This is a genomic window from Lysinibacillus sp. ZYM-1 (assembly GCF_001308875.1).
GTDB lineage: Bacteria > Bacillota > Bacilli > Bacillales_A > Planococcaceae > Lysinibacillus.
Genome location: NZ_KQ465140.1, coordinates 14,208 through 34,174 on the forward strand (window position 1 = coordinate 14,208; position 19,967 = coordinate 34,174).

General features: G+C 37.9%; 14 protein-coding genes. 11 read left to right on the forward strand and 3 right to left on the reverse strand.

Going from position 1 to position 19,967, the window contains the following annotated elements; all coding sequences use genetic code 11:
* The first annotated feature begins 215 nt into the window (after nt 1-215).
* Nucleotides 216-1,508, forward strand: coding sequence for a globin-coupled sensor protein (locus AO843_RS20280; protein WP_054612888.1), 1,293 nt, complete (start codon nt 216-218; stop codon nt 1,506-1,508).
* A 218-nt stretch (nt 1,509-1,726) separates the two neighbouring features.
* Nucleotides 1,727-2,689 carry a 2-hydroxyacid dehydrogenase gene (locus AO843_RS20285; protein ID WP_054612889.1) on the forward strand — a complete coding sequence of 321 codons (963 nt, stop codon included), beginning with the start codon at nt 1,727-1,729 and terminating at the stop codon, nt 2,687-2,689.
* Between the two features lie 39 nt (nt 2,690-2,728).
* Here AO843_RS20285 and AO843_RS20290 read toward each other — a convergent pair whose 3' ends face one another.
* The gene (locus AO843_RS20290) at nt 2,729-3,529 is read right to left on the reverse strand and encodes a TIGR00266 family protein (RefSeq protein ID WP_054612890.1); all 801 of its coding nucleotides are present in this window, start codon (nt 3,527-3,529) and stop codon (nt 2,729-2,731) included.
* A 423-nt stretch (nt 3,530-3,952) separates the two neighbouring features.
* Between AO843_RS20290 and AO843_RS20295 the strand changes: the two genes are divergently transcribed.
* From AO843_RS20295 to AO843_RS20310, 4 genes are all read left to right on the forward strand, one after another.
* Nucleotides 3,953-5,431 (forward strand): aldehyde dehydrogenase family protein, encoded by a 1,479-nt coding sequence (locus AO843_RS20295; RefSeq protein WP_054612891.1) that lies wholly within the window; start codon nt 3,953-3,955, stop codon nt 5,429-5,431.
* Between the two features lie 26 nt (nt 5,432-5,457).
* A complete protein-coding gene (locus tag AO843_RS20300; RefSeq protein WP_054612892.1) occupies nt 5,458-6,630 on the forward strand; it encodes a saccharopine dehydrogenase family protein in 1,173 nt (390 codons plus the stop codon).
* Nucleotides 6,631-6,639: 9 nt separating this feature from the next.
* Entirely contained in the window at nt 6,640-7,833 is a 1,194-nt protein-coding gene (locus tag AO843_RS20305; protein ID WP_054612893.1) for an acyl-CoA dehydrogenase family protein, read from the forward strand.
* A gap of 129 nt (nt 7,834-7,962) precedes the next feature.
* The gene (locus AO843_RS20310; protein ID WP_054612894.1) at nt 7,963-10,059 is read left to right on the forward strand and encodes a beta-propeller domain-containing protein; all 2,097 of its coding nucleotides are present in this window, start codon (nt 7,963-7,965) and stop codon (nt 10,057-10,059) included.
* 64 nt (nt 10,060-10,123) lie between these two features.
* Here AO843_RS20310 and AO843_RS20315 read toward each other — a convergent pair whose 3' ends face one another.
* Nucleotides 10,124-11,530 carry a polysaccharide deacetylase family protein gene (locus AO843_RS20315; protein ID WP_054612895.1) on the reverse strand — a complete coding sequence of 469 codons (1,407 nt, stop codon included), beginning with the start codon at nt 11,528-11,530 and terminating at the stop codon, nt 10,124-10,126.
* Between the two features lie 329 nt (nt 11,531-11,859).
* Here AO843_RS20315 and AO843_RS20320 point away from each other — a divergent pair, with 329 nt between their 5' ends.
* Entirely contained in the window at nt 11,860-12,612 is a 753-nt protein-coding gene (locus tag AO843_RS20320; RefSeq protein WP_054612896.1) for a threonine/serine exporter family protein, read from the forward strand.
* Between the two features lie 21 nt (nt 12,613-12,633).
* Nucleotides 12,634-13,101: a threonine/serine exporter family protein gene (locus AO843_RS20325; RefSeq protein WP_197278970.1), complete on the forward strand. Its 468-nt coding sequence runs from the start codon at nt 12,634-12,636 to the stop codon at nt 13,099-13,101.
* A 51-nt stretch (nt 13,102-13,152) separates the two neighbouring features.
* Here AO843_RS20325 and AO843_RS20330 read toward each other — a convergent pair whose 3' ends face one another.
* Entirely contained in the window at nt 13,153-15,180 is a 2,028-nt protein-coding gene (locus AO843_RS20330) for an EAL domain-containing protein (RefSeq protein WP_054612898.1), read from the reverse strand.
* 186 nt (nt 15,181-15,366) lie between these two features.
* On the opposite strand from AO843_RS20330, the gene AO843_RS20335 reads away from it, so the two are divergent.
* The 3 genes from AO843_RS20335 (at nt 15,367) to AO843_RS20345 (ending at nt 19,879) form a co-directional block, all read left to right on the forward strand.
* The gene (locus AO843_RS20335; protein WP_054612899.1) at nt 15,367-16,260 is read left to right on the forward strand and encodes a DMT family transporter; all 894 of its coding nucleotides are present in this window, start codon (nt 15,367-15,369) and stop codon (nt 16,258-16,260) included.
* 65 nt (nt 16,261-16,325) lie between these two features.
* Nucleotides 16,326-18,047: an ABC transporter ATP-binding protein gene (locus AO843_RS20340; RefSeq protein ID WP_054612900.1), complete on the forward strand. Its 1,722-nt coding sequence runs from the start codon at nt 16,326-16,328 to the stop codon at nt 18,045-18,047.
* Nucleotides 18,047-19,879: an ABC transporter ATP-binding protein gene (locus AO843_RS20345; protein WP_054612901.1), complete on the forward strand. Its 1,833-nt coding sequence runs from the start codon at nt 18,047-18,049 to the stop codon at nt 19,877-19,879. The genes AO843_RS20340 and AO843_RS20345 overlap by 1 nt, the downstream gene beginning before the upstream one ends.
* Nucleotides 19,880-19,967 lie beyond the last annotated feature (88 nt).

Below are 19,967 nucleotides of genomic sequence, written 5' to 3' on the forward strand. Positions count from 1 at the left end.
AAATAAAATGAATAAAAATAGGTATAAAGTATCTGTTTTGGTATAAAAGGATTGCATAACATAATAAAAACAAACAATATTTACCCATATATTGTTCAAATGATAGGTTTAAGATTATAATTGATACATAAAATATCTATTTATTTGTTGTTTTTTAATGACAAATAGGAAAATAGGATTAGTTCGGTATATGATTATAATATGAGGTGGAGAAAATGTTTCAAATTGTAAATAGATCTAAGAAAAATACAATTGAAATGAGTAATGAAACAAATGTAGGCATTTTTATTGAAGATCCAGATCGTTTATTGCAGTTGAATCTTGTGGAATTAAGTGTACATGATCTTCAACTAATTAAAAGTTTAAAACCATATGTAGAAAGAAACGTTGTGGAAGTTGTAGCGGCATTTTATCATGCTATTGAAAGTGTACCAGCATTACGAGAGGTTATTCAAAGGCATAGTTCCAGTGAGCGCCTACGTCAAACATTACGCCATCATATTATTGAAATGTTTGAGGGGCGAATAGATGAAGCTTTCCTTGAAAAGCGAAGACGTGTGGCAAAAATGCATGTGAAGATTAACTTATATCCGAAGTGGTATTTAGCAGCCTTTCAAATTCTAGAGAAATCTCTACGTAAGATAATTTTCGAACTTCGATTATCTAAAGGCGAGGAAGAAAAATTTTGTGATGCCATCAGTAAAATATGTAATTTCGAACAGCAAATTGTTTTAGAAGAATACGATAACTATGCAAATACATTAATTGAGGAACAACGCAATAGCGTTCGCGAACATGTAAAGGATGTTATAGGCGGAATTTCTACTCACTTGGAGGTTCAATCACAAAATACATCTGACACAGTAACGGAACTTGTTTATAGTGCCCAGAAGGTGAACGATTCGCTGATGAATAGTATTCATGAGGCAGAATCTATGCAAAAAGTATCAAGTGAAGGCTATGCAAAAATAGTTTCAATCAATGAACAAACAGGAAAAATTCATCATAAGACGTTTGAAATGGCAAATATGGTTGAGCAGCTAGACCAATCTTCTTCAAAAATTAATGTGGTTGTTGAAATGGTTAAAAGCATTTCAGGTCAAACAAACTTACTAGCACTAAACTCGGCAATTGAAGCAGCCCGTGCCGGAGAGCATGGTAAAGGTTTTGCAGTCGTAGCGAATGAAGTACGAAAGCTTGCGGATCAGACGAAAAGTTCTGTTGAACAAATTGCTGATTTGATTCAGATGTCTAATGGGATTACAACACAGGTAGTTCAGGCTATTCAAGAAATACAAGAACTCGTGAATAGTAGTATTGAACGTAATGCCGAGTCTTTAAAAGCTTTTGATGCAATATCTACCTCCGTGGAAGATTCAATTTCAAATTTCCAAAATGTAGGGAAGCAAATATCTGATTTAGCAAATATTATTGAAACTATTGGTGAATCCTCTGAAGAATTAGAGCGGGTTGCCAATCGTTTAAATACAACTATCAGAGAATTTTAAATGAGATATAGCTATGCATACAGGTTATGCATAGTTTTTTTTTCATTATGAAGGGGATAAAATGATTAATTCCACGGATAAACCAAGTTATAAGGCTGATGAATTGGTCAATTACCAATTATTATAGATGAATGCAAACTAGAAACCTCTAGAAAATGCCTGTTTTAAGTGTTACGCTATAGGCGAATTAGGGAAATGAGTAGAGAGGTGTTTGGAACATGAAAAAGAAATTATTTATTACACGTAAGTTTCCTACACATATTGTTGAGCCACTACAGGAGTATTATGAAGTTTCACAGTGGGAAGAGGAGGAGATTGTCATCCCACGTGATAAACTGCTTGCAGCTGTCGCTGATTGTGAGGTACTGTGGGTAACGATCGCAGATCAAGTGGATGAGGAATTAATTTCCCTAGCACCAAACCTCAAGTTAGTAACGAATTTAGCAGTTGGTTATAACAATATTGATGTGAAAGCTTTACGAAAAAGAGGCATTATGGCGACAAATACGCCTGGTGTCTTAACGAATACGACTGCAGATTTAGTATTTGGCTTACTGCTTGCAACGGCACGAAGACTTCCAGAAAGTGAAAGATACTTACGAGAGGGTAAATGGAAAAGTTGGTACCCCATGCAATTGGTTGGTAAAGATGTATCTGGAGCGACAATAGGAATTATAGGTATGGGCCGAATTGGTCAGGCTGTGGCTAGACGGGCAAAAGGCTTTGATATGAAGATTTTGTATAATAATCGGAGACGTCGACATGAAGCGGAAGAAATGTACGGTTTCCGGTATGCATCATTGGAGGATCTCTTAAAGCAATCTGATTTTGTTGTTATTATGACACCTTATAATAATGATACAGAGGGGCTAATTGGTGCACAAGAATTAGCTTTAATGAAGGATGATGCTGTCTTAATAAATGCTTCACGCGGTGGAATTATTGATGAGGGTGCCCTATATGATGTCTTGAGAAGTGGAAAGCTTTGGGCGGCTGGTCTGGATGTCTTTGAACAAGAGCCCGTTGCTATGGATCATCCATTGTTAACGCTTCCGAATGTTGTGGCACTGCCTCATATCGGAAGTGCGTCCTTAGAAACCAGGACCGCTATGTTGATGTTAAATGTGAATGCATTGATTGCTTATGGGCAAGGCAAGGCGATATCAAATCGAATTGATTAGAAAAATGGAGCATATCACTGGTAGATATGCTCCGTTTTTTTATTTATTGAATAAATCGAATAAACCACCAATACCGCCTTCACCTTTCGATTGGCCGCCACCGCCTTGTGAAATTGGTGCCGCTGCAAAGACGCGACTTGCTAAACGGCTAAATGGTAATGATTGTACCCAGACCTTTCCTGGACCGCGTAATGTAGCAAAGAAAATCCCTTCGCCACCAAACAGTGCAGTTTTTACGCCTCCAACTAGCTCAATATCGTAATTTACATTTGAAGTCATCGCTACTAAACACCCTGTGTCTACACGTAAAACTTCACCAGGTTGTAATGTTTTTTCGTGAATGGCTCCACCTGCATGTACAAATGCCATGCCATCCCCTTCAAGCTTTTGCATAATGAAGCCTTCGCCTCCGAAGAAGCCTACACCGATTTTTTTCTGAAATTCTACGCCTACAGAAACACCTTTAGCTGCAGCTAAAAACGCATCTTTTTGACAAATAATTTTCCCGTTTAATTGACTTAAATCCATAGGGATAATCTTACCTGGGTATGGAGAAGCGAAATAAACATGTTTCTTACCTGAGCCAACGTTTGTGAATGTCGTCATGAATAAGCTTTCACCTGTAATTATACGTTTTCCAGCGCCTAATAATTTTCCCATTAGACCACTTTGCGAGCCGCCTCTTGAACCATCGCCAAAAATAGTTTCCATTTGGATTGCGTCATCCATCATCATTAAAGCGCCTGCTTCAGCAACAACTGTTTCCTGAGGATCTAGCTCAACTTGCACATATTGCATGTCGTCACCAAATAACTTGTAGTCAATTTCATGATTATTCATAAAGGGATTCCTCCAAAAGTAAATTTAATGATATTGTATACGATTATAAATCACATTGGTTTCAATAAGAAATTAAATAATTTAGAAAAAAAGGGAATTAGTTAGAAAATGTCGAATATAAAAAACTAGAATGTGTATTATTTATTTTCATTTAACTAGGGGTGTTGTGAATATACATAACTCTAAGCGACTCCTCTTTTTTGGAGTTATCCTCTATACGGAGGAAGGTAGTTAAGTGGAAATAAAGCCTCTGGCAGTTGTCACCGATAATAATTTGAATAATAGTATGACAGGGTATATCACATCTTGAAAATTCGGAATATTGACATATTTCATTCTACTAAGATTCATAGATTCTGTACCTAAGGAATACGACTGGTACAATAGCCGAGGCATCATAGAGTATTTCAGGGGGTGTATGTAGTGGAGATTAAAAACTATATCGGTGGTAAATGGATCACACATTCGCATTTACAAAGTATAGCAGTGACGAACCCTGCAAATGGTGAGCAGCTTGCTACCATACCGCGTTCTACTTCCAATGAGGTAGATGAGGCTGTAGTAGCTGCCAAACAAGCACAAAAGAGCTGGGCGCTTGTACCAGCCCCAAAACGTGCAGAATATTTATATGCCATCGGTCAAAAAATGAAAGAAAAAAAGGAATATTTGGCGACCGTTTTAACAAAAGAGATGGGCAAGGTAATTGAAGAAGCAAGAGGAGAGGTGCAAGAAGGCATTGACATGGCCTACTATATGGCAGGTGAAGGTCGTAGGTTGTTTGGTGAAACAACACCGTCTGAACTCGCCAATAAGTTTGCTATGAGTGTTAGGGCACCTATTGGAGTTGTGGCGCTTATCACGCCATGGAATTTTCCTGTGGCAATTGCAACGTGGAAATCATTCCCTGCGATGGTAGCCGGAAATACTTTCATTTGGAAACCATCAAATGAGACACCCATGATGGCTTATGAAATGGGGAAAATTTTTGAGGAAGTGGGTTTACCGGATGGTGTCGCAAATATTGTATTTGGTACAGGACCAACAGTAGGGACTGCACTAATTGAACACCCTGACGTTAAGGTGATTTCATTTACGGGGTCAACAACAACGGGCAGTAAAGTGGCGGAGCTTGGCGGTAAGCATTTGAAAAAGATTTCTTTAGAAATGGGTGGGAAAAATGCTGTCATTGTTATGGATGACGCAGATTTACAGCTAGCTACAGAGGGAATTTTATGGAGTGCTTTTGGTACAGCTGGTCAAAGATGTACAGCATGTAGTCGAGTGATTGTGCATAAAGATGTAAAAGAACAATTAGAACAGCGTCTCTTAGATGAAATGCAACAGTTAACAATTGGGGACGGATTAGACGAGGCAGTTAAAATTGGACCAGTGATTAATAAAGCTGCATTGGAAAAGATTAATCACTATGTACAAATAGGCAAGCAGGAAGGTGCCACGTTGTTAGCAGGCGGCAGAATTTTAAATGAGCCACCATATGACAAGGGGTTTTATTACGAGCCTACATTGTTTACGAACGTGAAGCCTGACATGATTATTGCCCAAGAAGAGATTTTTGGCCCTGTCGTTTCTCTAATTGAGGTAGCAAGTTTAGAGGAAGCAATTGAAGTAAATAATGGCGTGAAATTTGGCTTATCGAGCTCAATTTTCTCACAAAATGTTAATACTATTTTCCGCGCACAGCGTGATTTAGACACAGGTATTGTTTATATAAATGCTGGCACGACAGGTGCTGAAATCCATTTGCCATTTGGTGGTACCAAAGGAACTGGAAATGGACATCGAGATTCAGGTGTTGCAGCCTTAGATGTATATACAGAATGGAAGAGCATTTACGTAGACTACAGCGGTAAATTACAAAGAGCACAAATCGATACAGAGTAACAGATCAACGAAAGGGGATGTTCTTGATGAAAGTTGTTGTATTAGGTGCAGGTTTGATGGGTAAAGAGGTAGCTCGTGACTTAATAAAAAACGATAAAGTTGAGCATGTATTTTTAGGTGACATCGATGTAAAAGTGGCACAGGAATTTGTGGATACTTTAAATACAAATAAGGTTGAAGTTGTAGAACTTCATGCAGAACACGATGATTCGCTAATGAAGGTCATCTCTAAAGGTGATGTTGTTATCAACGCACTATTTTATTCCTTCAACGAGCGAGTTGCGAGAGCAGCCATTGAAGCAGGTGTACATTCTGTAGATTTAGGTGGCCATATTGGTGGGGTTACTGAGAATATATTAGATCTTCACGAGGAAGCAAAAGCAAAAGGTGTCACAATTATCCCAGACTTAGGTGTTGCTCCAGGTATGATCAATATTCTAGCGGGCTATGGTGCCTCTAAATTAGATGATGTTGAGTCTATTAAGCTATTTGTGGGCGGCATTCCAACTGAACCAAAGCCTCCGCTTCACTATACACGTGTATTTTCTTTAGATGGCGTTTTTGATCATTATACGGAGCCTTCAAAAACGATTCAAAAGGGCAAATTACAAGAAGTTCCTTCCCTTTCAGGTGTTGAACCTATTTATTTTGACGGTTTCGGTGTGCTTGAGGCATTTTATACATCTGGAGGCATTTCCACATTGTATAAGACATTCCCAAATGTCCGCACATTGGAGTATAAAACAATTCGTTATAAGGGGCATGCGGAGAAATTTAAGCTATTAGCAGATTTAGGCTTCCTTGATTCAGCGAATAAGGTAGAAGTGGATAATCAAGAAGTGCCAGTTCGTTCCGTAGTGCGTGAAGCGCTTAAAAAGAAACTAGAGCTGGGAACAAAACCCGATGCGGTTCTGTTACGTGTCATTGTAGCTGGTGAGAAAGCGCAGCAACAAGTGACCTATGAATATGAAATGGTTGTGCGTAAGGATATGACCATTAATGAAACGGCAATGGCTCGTGCTACAGCTAACACAATCTCTGTTGTAGCGCAGATGATAGGTGCAGGCGATATTACCGAGCGTGGTGTATTCCCACCTGAATCGATAGTGCCTGGCGATACGTATATTGAAGAGATGGCCAAACGTGGTGTAGTGATAAAAGAGACATCTCATAAGTCTGCTATGATTGTGAAATGGTAGGTGTTGACTATGAATTTTGACATGTCCACTGAGCAGGAGATGCTACGAAAAACGGTAAGGCAGTTTGTGGATGAAGAGATTATTCCCTATATTGCAAAGTGGGATGCCCAAGGTAGCTTTGATGCTAAAATTTGGTCGAGACTAGCGGAGCTTGGCTTAATGGGGGTTTGTGTTCCAGAACAGTACGGTGGGAGTGGTATGGATTATAACGCTCTTGCCATCGTGTGTGAGGAGCTTGAGCGAGGAGATACAGCATTCCGAACGGCAGTATCTGTTCACACAGGTTTAAATAGTATGACCTTAATGCAATGGGGTACTGAAGAGCAAAAGCAGCGCTATCTTGTTCCACAGGCAAAAGGGGTACAAATTGGTGCATTTGGTCTTACAGAGCCTGGAGCTGGTTCTGATGTAGCAGCTATGTCTACTACAGCTGTCCGTGATGGCAATGATTATGTCATCAATGGGCAGAAAACATGGATTTCCTTATGTGATATAGCAGATCACTTTATTGTTTTTGCATATACAGATAAGTCGAAGAAACATCATGGTATTAGTGCATTTATTATTGAACGTTCAATGGCAGGCTTTACATCAAAGGCTATCAAAGGGAAATATGGTATTCGTGCTGGCAATACAGGTGAGCTCTTCTTTGAAGATTTACGTGTACCAGCTGAGAATCGTCTTGGTGAAGAAGGCGAAGGCTTTAAAATCGCTATGTCTGCCCTAGACAATGGACGTTTTACAGTGGCAGCGGGGGCTGTAGGCTTAATTCAAGCTTGTTTAGAGGCAAGTGTGAAATACTGTCATGAACGAGAAACCTTTGGCAAGCCTATAGGAGAGCATCAGCTTGTTGGCCAAATGATTGCTAATATGGAAGCTGGTTACCAGATGAGCCGTCTATTGGTTTATCGTGTAGGTGAGTTGAAAAATAAGGGTGTTCGTAATACCAGAGAAACATCTTTAGCAAAATGGCAGGCGTGTGATTTTGCCAATAAGGCTGCTGATGATGCGGTACAAATTCATGGTGCCTATGGCTATTCAGATGAATATCCAGTTGCTCGATATCTGAGAAACTCGAAAGCACCCGTTATCTATGAAGGTACGCGAGAAATTCATACCATTATGCAGGCGGATTATGTATTGGGAAGACGTCAAGATAAACCATTAGCTAAAATGTTACCAAAATGGACGTTTGAAAAATAAACGAAAGGGATTTATTCCCTCTCGTTTTTTTAGTCATAACCAATCTTTAAAAAAATTTCAGAAAAATGTAACTTTCCGACACTTTCATAGTCTAATGGATAAACAAGTATATGAAAGAGAGGAAAAATGATGAAAAGTAAATGGCTGGCAATAATGCTGATAGTCGTTTTAGCGATTGTGCCTGGTATTTTCACATGGGCAATAAATACAGAGGTGACTGCCAAGGCTGCTAGTATGAGTATGTCTACTCAAAGTTGGCAAGCTTCTTTCTCCGTAAGTTTAAAGAAAAATAAAATTACTGAGGACCATGTCTATGTTACGACGGAAAAAGGCAAAAAAGTATCTGCAACAATTGTATTGTTAGAAGATCAGAAAACATTAGTAGTAAAGAAGCTTGTACCAGGTAGTTATCAATTACATGTAAAAAAAGAAGCCTTTGCACAGGGTGGACTTAATGTAGCTTCACAAGTTATTCCATTTACCATCATTGAAACGTTAACAGCCGTCAAATCTGAAAAAGAACTACAACAATATTTTAAAAAATTGTTAACGACTCAAAGGGTTGAAATTAGAGAGGAAGAGATGGCTGCTAGTACACAAAGTGAAGATAAAGCAACAGCCAATAACGAGTCTACAACTAATAATCAAGTTGAAGGTGTAGAAGAGGGTGATATTGTTGTTGTAAAAGATGGCTTTATTTTCACAGCAAAGGATCAAAGCATTACAGTTGTAAATGCTAAAGACCCTCAGCATTTGAAAATGGCTACAAACATTAAAATGAAAGAGTCGAAATATATCTCTAAACTAGCACTATATGACAATCTATTAATAGTGATTGGGGATGAATATATTGAAAAAGCAGGCACGAGTATGGTCACAGCCTCGTTTTACGATATTTCCAATCCAAGTAATCCGAAACATATACGCGATGTAGGGCAAGAAGGATATTTAAAGGATATCCGGATTACAAAGGACACATTATATTTAATTGGTAATATGTATCCGAATTATTGGGTACTACAACAAGAGCCAACAGCAGACTTAAAACCGAAAACATTTGATAGTTTGACAGACAAAGAGTTCAACAGCCTTCCTCTAGAAAAAATCTCAATTTTACCTAATACAATGGATGGCATGTATAGTTTAATTACAGCCGTCGATTTAAAAAATGGTGCTACAACAACTGCTAATACGAAAGGGTATTTGGGTGGTAGCAGCGGACTTTATATGTCAGAAAATGCGCTATATTTAACGTCACCAACTTATGATAATAATAACGTCATTTCATCAGAAAAACGTGCTCTGGATATGATATGGATACCAAGAGCAGCTGACACGCAAATTTTCAAGTGGAATATAGATGGAACAACATTGAATTTCGCTGGTAGTACTGAAGTAAAAGGGACTGTGTTAAATCAGTATTCAATGGATGAATATAAGGGTAATTTCAGAATCTTTACAACAGAGGGTAATACATGGGATGAGAAAAGCACTTCATATAACCATCTCTTTGTTTTGGATGAACATTTAAAAGCACTTGGTTCAGTGAAAGATATGGCGCCTGGGGAAAAAATATATTCTGCTCGCTTTATGGGAGATAAGGCATATGTGGTGACATTTAAACAAGTTGATCCACTGTTTGTCATTGATGTAGCGAATCCGAAAAAACCAGCTGTCCTAGGGGAGTTGAAGATTCCAGGCTTTAGTAATTACTTACATCCATTAGATGACACACATTTAATTGGCATTGGGTATGATACTGAGCAACGCTATGATACGTATACAAAACGTAACTTTACAGTGACAACCAATATGAAGATGTCATTGTTTGATGTATCTGATTTTAAAAACCCAAAAGAGCAATCCACAGTAAAAATTGGCGGGAAAGGTTCATATTCTGAGGTACAATACAATCCCAAAGCGCTATTCCGTAATAAGGAATACAACTACTTTGGCTTCCCAGTTGTCCTATACGACGCGGGCAAAGGGGATAACGTTATTTACAAAGGTCAAGGTGCCCAAATTTATGAAATTACTGCAGATGAAGGAATTGTTTTAAAAGGAAATATTGTGAATGGTAATAATGGTGAGCCATATGAAAGTTGGGAGCAGGTTGTGCAACGAGTAGTCTATATAGATAATGCTCTCTATACAGTAGCGCGCAATGAAGTGAAAAGTTATCAGCTAAAAGACTTCAAGCCTCTGGATACATTAATCATTAAATAACAGAAAAAGTCCAATGAATTCAATGTGAAATTCATTGGACTTTTATTAATGACGTCAGGAATTCTTACTTTTGACGATAGGGCAGAATCTCTGAAACTGTTACAAATTCATAGCCTTGTGCTTGTAAATAAGCAAGAACAGCATCGAGACCATCTGCAGTAGATTGATGGATATCATGCATTAAAACAATAGCATTGTTGTGTAAATTATTTTTTACATGCGGCAATAATTGCTGAGCGTTGCGATGCTTCCAATCTAATGTATCGATCGTCCAAAGCACAACCGGAACAGGGATCTCAGCGTTAATCGTATCATTAGTTGCTCCGTATGGTGGTCTAAAAACAGTGGCACCGTGATTAATCGCTTTCTCTATTTCAGAGGCTGTAGTGTTATACTCTTTCATCACTTGTTCTTGCGTAAGTTTTGTTAAAACAGGGTGATTCCATGAATGATTTCCTATTTCATGGCCACGTGCAAGTACATCTCTTGCAATATCAGGATAATATTGTACACGACTACCAAGCATAAAGAAGGTTGCTTTTGCGTGATATTTATCGAGAATGTTTAATATCTGTTCAGTCACTTTTGGATGTGGACCATCATCAAAAGTCAGCGCGATTCGTTTTTTATTTGGATCACCTGTAGGTGGTGGATTTGTTGGTTTTACATTCTCCATAGCGATTTGAAAATCAGAGGCTAACAATGGGTTAATTAGCGAAAGGGGTAATTTCACTATTGGGGCACCTGCTGCTCCGCTAGCAATCTCATATTCATCGAAATAGAATTGTAATGAATCATCTACAATAGCAAAGCGATTGAAGTTAGACCATTTTGGTTCAGTAGCTTTCAATAATTCGTCAGTTAAAAGCTCATCCTTTATTTGGAGGTTCTTCTGCAAATCTTTTCGCACATTAGCAGCTAATGTTGACAAATTATTCTCGTCATTTTGTAATAATGTTTGAATAGTGATTTGCTCGCCAGTTTCGTTGTTAATAAAGAATGTTTTTGTAGTGACCTCATGGTTAGCTCCACCTAGGTACAGCATTTTTGTTAGCACAAAGGAATAGTAATGCTCTCGATATGGGAACGTTTCAAGACTAATATTTAATTCACCCATAGCTTCTTTATCTTTTTTCATAGACGCTATATAGTTTTCTTTTGAATCCGTTATGTATTGTAATACGGCATCATTAAAAACTTCGTTATCTGTTTGAGGGTAATGAATAGCAAATGGTATACGTTTATCATTTGAAACGTCTGTCACAATTCGTATCCCTGGAAACGCAGAACTTTCTGTTGATAAATTGCTATTAACCGATTCTGTGTCGGTTTCTTTTGAAGCACTAATTTTTTGAAACTTAAATTCATCCTTTGATAGGATAATAACAAGTATAATAGTTGTTAAAGTAACAATGAGGCCAAGTAATAAGAAATCTATTATTGGACCGCGTCTTTTTCTGCGTTCCTGCATGGTGTTGGATACGCTCCCCTCTTTTTTATTTTCTATACAATCAGACGTGCCAGACATCAAAAAAGTTATACAATATCTATAAACTTTTATTGTGAATTTATAGAAATTATCGCAAGCCAACTTTCCTTCTTGAAGTGGTGTATCAAACGTGGTTATACTTCTTTGTTAGCGGGTATAAAAACGTTACTAAAATAGAACAATCCAAGATCAATTTAAGTAAAAATAAAATTGAAAGAAAACCAAATTTTTTGCTGAAATTTTCAGTTGTGTTTTTATTGGCAGTTCGATACTATTGGCAAGGAACCTTTTGAAGGAGGCAGATAGCAGTAATGGTCTTACAAGAAGCGGATAATGAACTTACGATTGACTGTTTGTTGCTTGCAGGGCGTATTATGATTGAAAGTGGTGCAGAAACATACCGTGTGGAGGATACAATGCTGAGGATGGCACATTCTCAAAATATGCCAAATGCTCAATGTTATGCCACACCGACTGGAATCATTTTTTCGTTAGGCAAGACACAGCCGACGAGAATATCATCAATTTCCAGTAGGGTTACAGATTTACAAAAAATAGCCTTGGTAAATTCAGTATCTCGGAGACTCACATCTCACATGATAACATTAGAACAAGCTTATGACGAGCTAAAGTCGATACAAAAAACAAATTATTTTTTACCAACCTATTTACAAATTTTTGCAGCTGCTCTTGCGAGTGGTTGTTTCCTTATTATGTTTAAGGGAGGGTGGTCCGATTTTCCTATCGCTGTTTTAGCAGGGGGGTTAGGCTTCCTAATGCTTGTATTAACTAATCATTTAACAAAAGTAAAATTTTTCTCTGAATTTACAGCATCACTCGTCCTCGGCTTTGTTGCCTTCTTTGCAGTAAAGTATGGTTACGGGACAGAGCTCGATAAAATCATTATTAGTTCTGTTATGCCGCTCGTACCAGGAATTTTGATTACGAATGCAGTTCGTGATTTAATGGCAGGTCATTTTATGTCAGGGATGGCAAAAGGAGCAGAGGCCTTTTTAACTGCCTTTGCCATAGGGGCAGCTATTGCCGTCACCCTAGGATTTTAGGAGGCAATTGGCATGCATATAATGGACATTATCATACAATTAATTGTTAGTTTTTTTGCCACGGCAGGGATTGCCATCATTTTTAATGTTCCTAGAAAGACACTACTTCATTGTGGTCTTGTTGGGGTAATTGGCTGGATTATTTATTATATTTTAACAGAGCAAGGGATGGACGTTGTAAAGGCCTCTTTCTTTGGCTCGTTTGTCATTGCAATTGTGGCCCATTTATATGCGCGACGTTTTAAAATACCAATGATTATTTTTATTGTTGGTGGAATCATTCCGTTAGTGCCAGGGGGCATGGCTTATAATGCAATGAGAAATGTTGTAGAGGATGATTACTTACAAGGCTTACAATATGGCTTAAAAGCATTTTTAATAACAGGGGCTATTGTTATTGGACTTGTCTTTGCGGAAGTAATTATTCAACTCATTTTCCGTTCAGTCCGTTCAAGTAAAGTGAAAATACAAAAGGTCTATAAAAAATAAAAATAACAGGAGGCAACGTATATGATATTATACGCTGCCTCCTTCTTTAAATTATAATTTCTTCACTAGCAATGCTTCAACTTCATCTGATGTAATAGGCTTACTAATATAGTAGCCTTGAATAGCATCGCAACCATAAGTAATTAACAAATCGGCCTGTTCCGCCGTTTCGACACCTTCAGCTACGACTTTAAGCTCCATAGATTTACCTAGCTGTACCATACCGTTCATAAGCTTTTGGCTCTTTTCGGATTTTAACAAAGAATTCGTGAATGTTTGATCGATTTTCACTGTATCTATTGGTAAGATTTGCATATATCTAAAGGATCCATAGCCAGTGCCGAAGTCATCTAAAATAAAGGAGATGCCTTCGTTTTCAAGTTTGCGCATTTGCTGAGCAATAAAAGTGGCTGCTTCGGCCTCTAAAGCAAATTTTTCAGTAATCTCAATTTGTAAAAGATTTGCTGGACAACCTGTTTTGGCAATCATTTCAAGAATGGATTTAGCCATATTTTTATCACGGAACTCTCGTACAGAAGAGTTGATGGATACCTTTAAATCATGGCCAGCTTTTTTCCAAATTAACGCCTGTTCGCAAGCTCTCTCTAACATAAAGGATCCAATATTATTAATTAGTCCTGTTTCTTCAGCAATCGGAATTAATTCATCCGGTGAAACAACACCAATTACTTCATCTTCCCAACGTACAAGTGCCTCAACAGCTGTGATTTTGCCAGAGTATACATCAATTTGTGGCTGATAAAGGACCTTTAAATTCTTTTGATCAAGCGCTTGTAGTAACCGCTTTTCAATTAATGCTTTACGATTTAAAGCCTTATGTGTTGCTGTTGATAGTGACACAATTTTATCTCCGCCAGCTTCACGCACGGTTGAAATAGTAGCAATAGAAGCTTTCATTAGCTGAGAGAAGGTTGTTTGATCTTCTGGATACCTTGTGATACCACCACTAATAGAAATGGGTACAGCAATATTGCCACTATAAATAGGGTGTTGCTGCAAGTATGATAAAAAGCCTTGAATAAACCATTCACTTAAAGGTGTGATGACAACAAAATCATTTTCATTAATACGAGCCATCGTGCTGTCTTGGAAATACATCTTTATACGATTTGTAAATTCAATAATCAAACTTTGATCGATTTGTTGGTCGTGCAGTTCTTTTAAAGTATAAAATTTATCAATACTTAGATAGACAAAAGAAAAGTGTCTGTCATCCTCAATCATATTGCTAATCACTTTTTCAAGTCGATGGGCATTCATCAGCCCAGTTTCTGTGTCGATATAAGCTATTTTCTCAAGTTGGTGTTGGATAGTTTTTGATTTAGTAATATCCTTTTCAATTAAGAAAAATTGTTGTTCATTTGTTTCCAGATTAAAGGTTGGGATAGCCGTTAGCAGTACCCAATAGGATTGTCCTGCTTTCGTCATTTTTTCAACTTCACCTTGCCACGTATGACCGTTGTTTAAATTACGCCAGATAGTATTTGTTACTTTTTCACTTGTTTCATTATCCGGGAACAGCTGCCAAAATGTTTTGCCAATAACACGCTTTGGTGTCCATTGGCTTGTTTTTAGAAACTCATTATTACATTCTAAGATAAAACCATCGTGATCGAGTGTTACAGTCATAAATGTAGCATCCAATCCTTGCTTAAGATCTACAAATGTACTGCAATGAGAGACAGCAGTAGTCATTAGTTCTGGCAGCATAAAAATCATTAAAATAAAACGTTCTCCTTGTTCTGTAAAAGGCTTGGCAAGCAGTGCTGTCGGCATTTCTGTTTTTGAAGATGTGTGTAATTGAATTTTTTCTATATACGTACTGTCCTCATTCTGTAAGATAGATTGAAAAGTTTCTACTGGAAGCTGACGTAGTAGATTTTCGTGTATAGATGGAGTAGTATTTCCTGTAATATCATTAGTTGATAAACCAATCAGATGTTCAGCGCTCTTTCCCCAGATAGTGGCTTGTCCATCTTGATTTATGATAATTGCAGGAAAAGGAAGTGAATTTAAATAATGTTCATCAATCGTAAATGATTTATGCATATGACTCATGAGTTTTCGATCTCCTTGGGTAATCAATATATACTAATATTATAGATAATTATATGGAATTAGTCATTATGAATATATTTGTAAATATTTGATAATGAGAAAAAATAGGACTTTTCTAGTGATGTTTAAGAAAAGATTTGAAGAAAAATAACATTTTTTAGTACGTATATAGGAAGCAGGATTGGTATGCAACGTTTAAAAGGAATAATATTTATCGTCTCGGGTGCTATGTTATGGGGAGCAACGGGTCCCTTGATGGAGTGGTTACTTAACCACACACCATTGACAGTTTCCTTTATGTTAACAATCCGTTTATCGGTTGCAGGTATCATACTACTTACATATTTATTGTTAACGGGAAAAAATATCTTCTGTATTTGGCAGCACAAACTATGGGGTAGACAGCTCATTGTATTCGGTATTGCAGGTATGCTAGGTGTTCAATTTGCATTTGTAGCAGCGATTCATGAAAGTAATGCTGTGCTAGCTACCTTACTACAGTTTCTAGCGCCAATATTTGTTGTGGCATATGTCTCTCTTAGTTTAAAGAAATGGCCACCAAAATATCAAGTAATAGGAATTATTGGTACCCTTATGGGGTTGTTTCTATTACTAACGAACGCCTCATTTAATAGTTTACTTATTAGTCCAAAAGCATTGCTGTGGGGTATTGCAGTGGGCTTAACCTTTGCCTTTTACACATTATATCCTGCACGCCTAATGAAAGAATGGAGTGTGCTGTTAGTAGTTGGCTGGGGAATGCTAATAGGTGGACTTACATTAGGCATAGTGAGTCGTGTTTGGCTGTCCAACCAATGGATAGTCTTTATGAATTTTAAGATTCTTATGTTGATGATTGCTTTAATATTTTTTGGAACGGTAGCTTTCATATTGTTTTTAAGTAGTATGAAATATATAACAGCTGTAGAGACGAGTATTCTCTCCAGCATTGAGCCATTAACAGCTATGATTATTTCAGTTATTGTTTTCGGTACTTCTTTAGGTTTTTGGCAATTAATTGGGGTATTCGTTATGCTTGTGTGTGTAACGTGGCTATCGATTGCTGGTGAAAAAGCATAAATATACTATAGTGTTAGGATTTTTTAACTAGCTTATAATTTATCTCTAGATAAGGGGGAAAGAATATGAAAGAAATTTTTTCCTATGTAAGACCCTATAAATGGACGGCTATTTTTGCTTTATGTTTAATGTTATTAGAATTATTTGTAGAGCTTGTACAGCCACTCATTATGGCAAAAATAATTGATGATGGGGTAAGGGCTCAAAATCACGGAATGATTATGCAATGGGGCGCTGTTTTACTTGGACTTTCATTTGTTGCCTTTATGGCAGGCATTATTAATTCATACTTTTCATCCCATACAGCCCAGAGCTTTTCTTATGATCTACGAAATGCCATGTTTGATAAGATTCAATCCTTTACACTAGCCACTTATCAAAAATTCTCTACGGCATCCCTAATTACGAGATTAACGAATGATGTTACACAAGTTCAAACGGTGCTATTTATGAGTTTACGTATTATGCTTCGTGCACCACTAGCTGTTATAGGGAGTATTGTAATGGCATTTTTTGTGAATGCCAAATTAGCGTTGTTTTTAGTCATAGGTGCACCTATTATATTTCTTTTTCTTATTTTTATGGTGGCAAAGGGTGTGTCATATTTTGGACGTGTGCAGAAAAGAGTCGACCGTTTAAATAGGGTTTTGCAGGAGAATTTACAGGCTATTCGATTGGTAAAGGCTTATTTACGGGGGACATATGAGTCTACACGCTTCGATGAAGTTGCATCTCGTTTGAAATTTGATACTGTAAAGGCTTTACGCATAATGGAATATATTATGCCAGTTCTTTTATTCATTATGAATATGAGCCTGCTCGCCGTAATATGGTTCGGCACAAAGCAGATTGCTGCAGGGACAACACCACTAGGAGATATTGTAGCTATTGTCAACTATGCGATGCGTATGACAGGCTCATTTTCAATGTTTGCTTTTATAATTATATTTTATGCGCGCGCAAAGGCTTCGGCTGAACGTATGGCAGAAGTGCTTTCTACGGAAAATGAGGTTGAGGATACTTCATTTTCAGAAGAAATTAGCCATGATATGCGATATGGTGAGTTAACATTTGAACATGTTAGTTTTACGTATCCAGGAGGAGAATCTCCGGTCCTGTCTGACGTCAATTTCCAAGTTAAATCCGGTGAAAAATTAGCGATTATGGGGGCGACAGGTGCTGGGAAATCCACTTTATTACAGCTTATCCCGCGTTTTTATGAAGTAACGGCAGGGAGGATATTAGTGGAAGGACGGGATGTTCAACAGTGGGATTTGCAAGATTTACGTGAAGTCATTGGTTATGTCCCTCAACAGTCCTTGTTATTTACAGGCAGTATTGCGGACAATGTGCGTTGGGGAGATGAACATGCTGAAATGGATGCAGTACTACAGGCTACAATGCAAGCTCAAATACATGCGTCTGTCGAGGACTTCCCAAATGGTTATGCTACAAAGGTTGGGCAAAAAGGCGTCAACTTATCAGGGGGGCAAAAGCAAAGGCTATCCATTGCAAGAGCACTCTTGAGAAGAGGACATATTTTAATGCTCGATGATAGTACAAGTGCACTAGATGTCAAAACAGAACAGGCACTGTGGGAGGCACTGAGCGAAGAGCATGCTACGATGCTTGTAGTTACACAAAAAATTCGTACAGCTAAAGGTGCAGATCGTATTTTACTTATTGATGCTGGAAAAGTGGTTGCATATGGAACGCATGAAGAGCTTTTACAAACCTCAACGCTTTATAAAAAAATTGCAATCTCTCAACAGGAGGTCGAGGAATAATGGGATTTTTCCAGAAACCTTTTGGCTATGAGCCGATTTTGACTAAGGACGATCTCCAACAGGTTATGAAGAAAAAGAAAGGGCCACGTGCAAGTGATTGGAAAAGTACATTGCTACGGTTATGGAAAATAGTCGATGAGCAACGAGCACTTCTGATCGTAGTCCTTTTACTAGTTATGACTAGTTCGATTTTGGCTTTGGTTGGCCCATATTTAATCGGCCAAATGATTGATAACTATGTTATGCATGGTGAGCTTACTGGCTTAGGTAAGGGGATTGTTTTATTGATTGGCATTTATATGCTGTTAGCAGTTTCACTGTTCCTTCAAAATTTTTGGATGATTGGTATTGCTCAGCAAACGATATATAGGCTAAGAACAAGTATATTTGCGCATTTTCAACGACTGCCAATTGCGTTCTTTGATCGTCGTCAGCATGGCGAATTGATGAGTCGTATGACAAATGATATTGAAGCTGTTAGCTCAACATTGAATAGTTCTTTTATCCAGGTGTTTTCAAGTGTACTAACGCTTGGGGGAACAGTTATTATTATGCTGAGTTTAAGTCCACTGTTAACAATATTAACGATGACCATTATTCCCATTATGTTTTGGGCGATGCGTTGGATTACGCGTCGTACCGCTCCTTTATTTAAGGAACAACAAGCTGCTATGGGGGCACTGAACGGCATGATAGAAGAAACCATTTCCGGGCAAAGAATCGTAAAAGCTTTTTCTCAAGAAGAACGAATGAAAGCAGAGTTTCAGGAAAAAAGCTTGCGATTAAAAAGAACAGGGTTTTGGGCACAGACATATTCAGGTTATATTCCGAAGGTCATGAACTTCTTAAATAATATGAGCTTTACAATTGTAGCGGGTATAGGGGGCGTGCTTGCTTTATATGGGCATGTGTCGATAGGGGTTATTGTTATATTCACTGAATACGCTCGGCAATTTACACGCCCATTAAATGATCTAGCGAATCAATTTAATACGGTGCTATCAGCTATTGCGGGTGCTGAGCGAGTATTTGCGTTACTGGATGAACAACCTGAAGTAGAATCTGCCTCAGAACGAAAGCATCAGTTGTTGGGACATGTAGCATTTAAGCAAGTATATTTTAAATATGAACAAGAAGAAGAATCTTACACATTAAAAAATGTTAATTTTAAAGTAGAGCCTGGACAGACGGTAGCGCTCGTAGGAGCAACAGGAGCTGGAAAAACGACAATCCTTCAACTTATTGCAAGATTCTATGAAGTGACAAAGGGCGAAGTATTGTTTGATGGCATTAATGTTCAGGACATTGATCGTCCATCACTGCGTTCCCAAATGGCTTTTGTATTACAGGATCCGTTTTTATTTGAGGCATCAGTTCGAGATAATATCCGATATGGTCAATTGAATGCAAGTGATGCAGCGATTGAGGAAGCAGCTAAGCGTGCTAATGCACACGACTTTATCATGAAGCTCAAGGATGGATACGATACCATTCTCGCTGCAGATGGACGAGAGATTTCTCAAGGCCAAAAACAATTACTATCAATAGCACGTGCACTAATTGCAGACCCGAAAATTTTATTGTTAGATGAAGCGACAAGCAGTATTGACACAGTAACAGAAATGGCGATTCAAGAGGCACTCGACACACTAATGCAAGGCCGCACAAGCTTTGTTATTGCACATCGATTAAATACAGTGCATAATGCCGATATGGTTTTAGTCATGCATAAAGGAGAGTTAGTGGAAGCTGGTTCACAGCAAAAACTAATCGAATCAGGTGGTTTGTATGCTCAAATGCTTCACTCTTCCTCTCATCATCTAGAAGAATAGCGATTAATAACTACTATCAAAAGAGTAATTTCATTTGAAATTACTCTTTTTTAGTAGCGTTAATAAATGTTATTAATTTGAATAAATA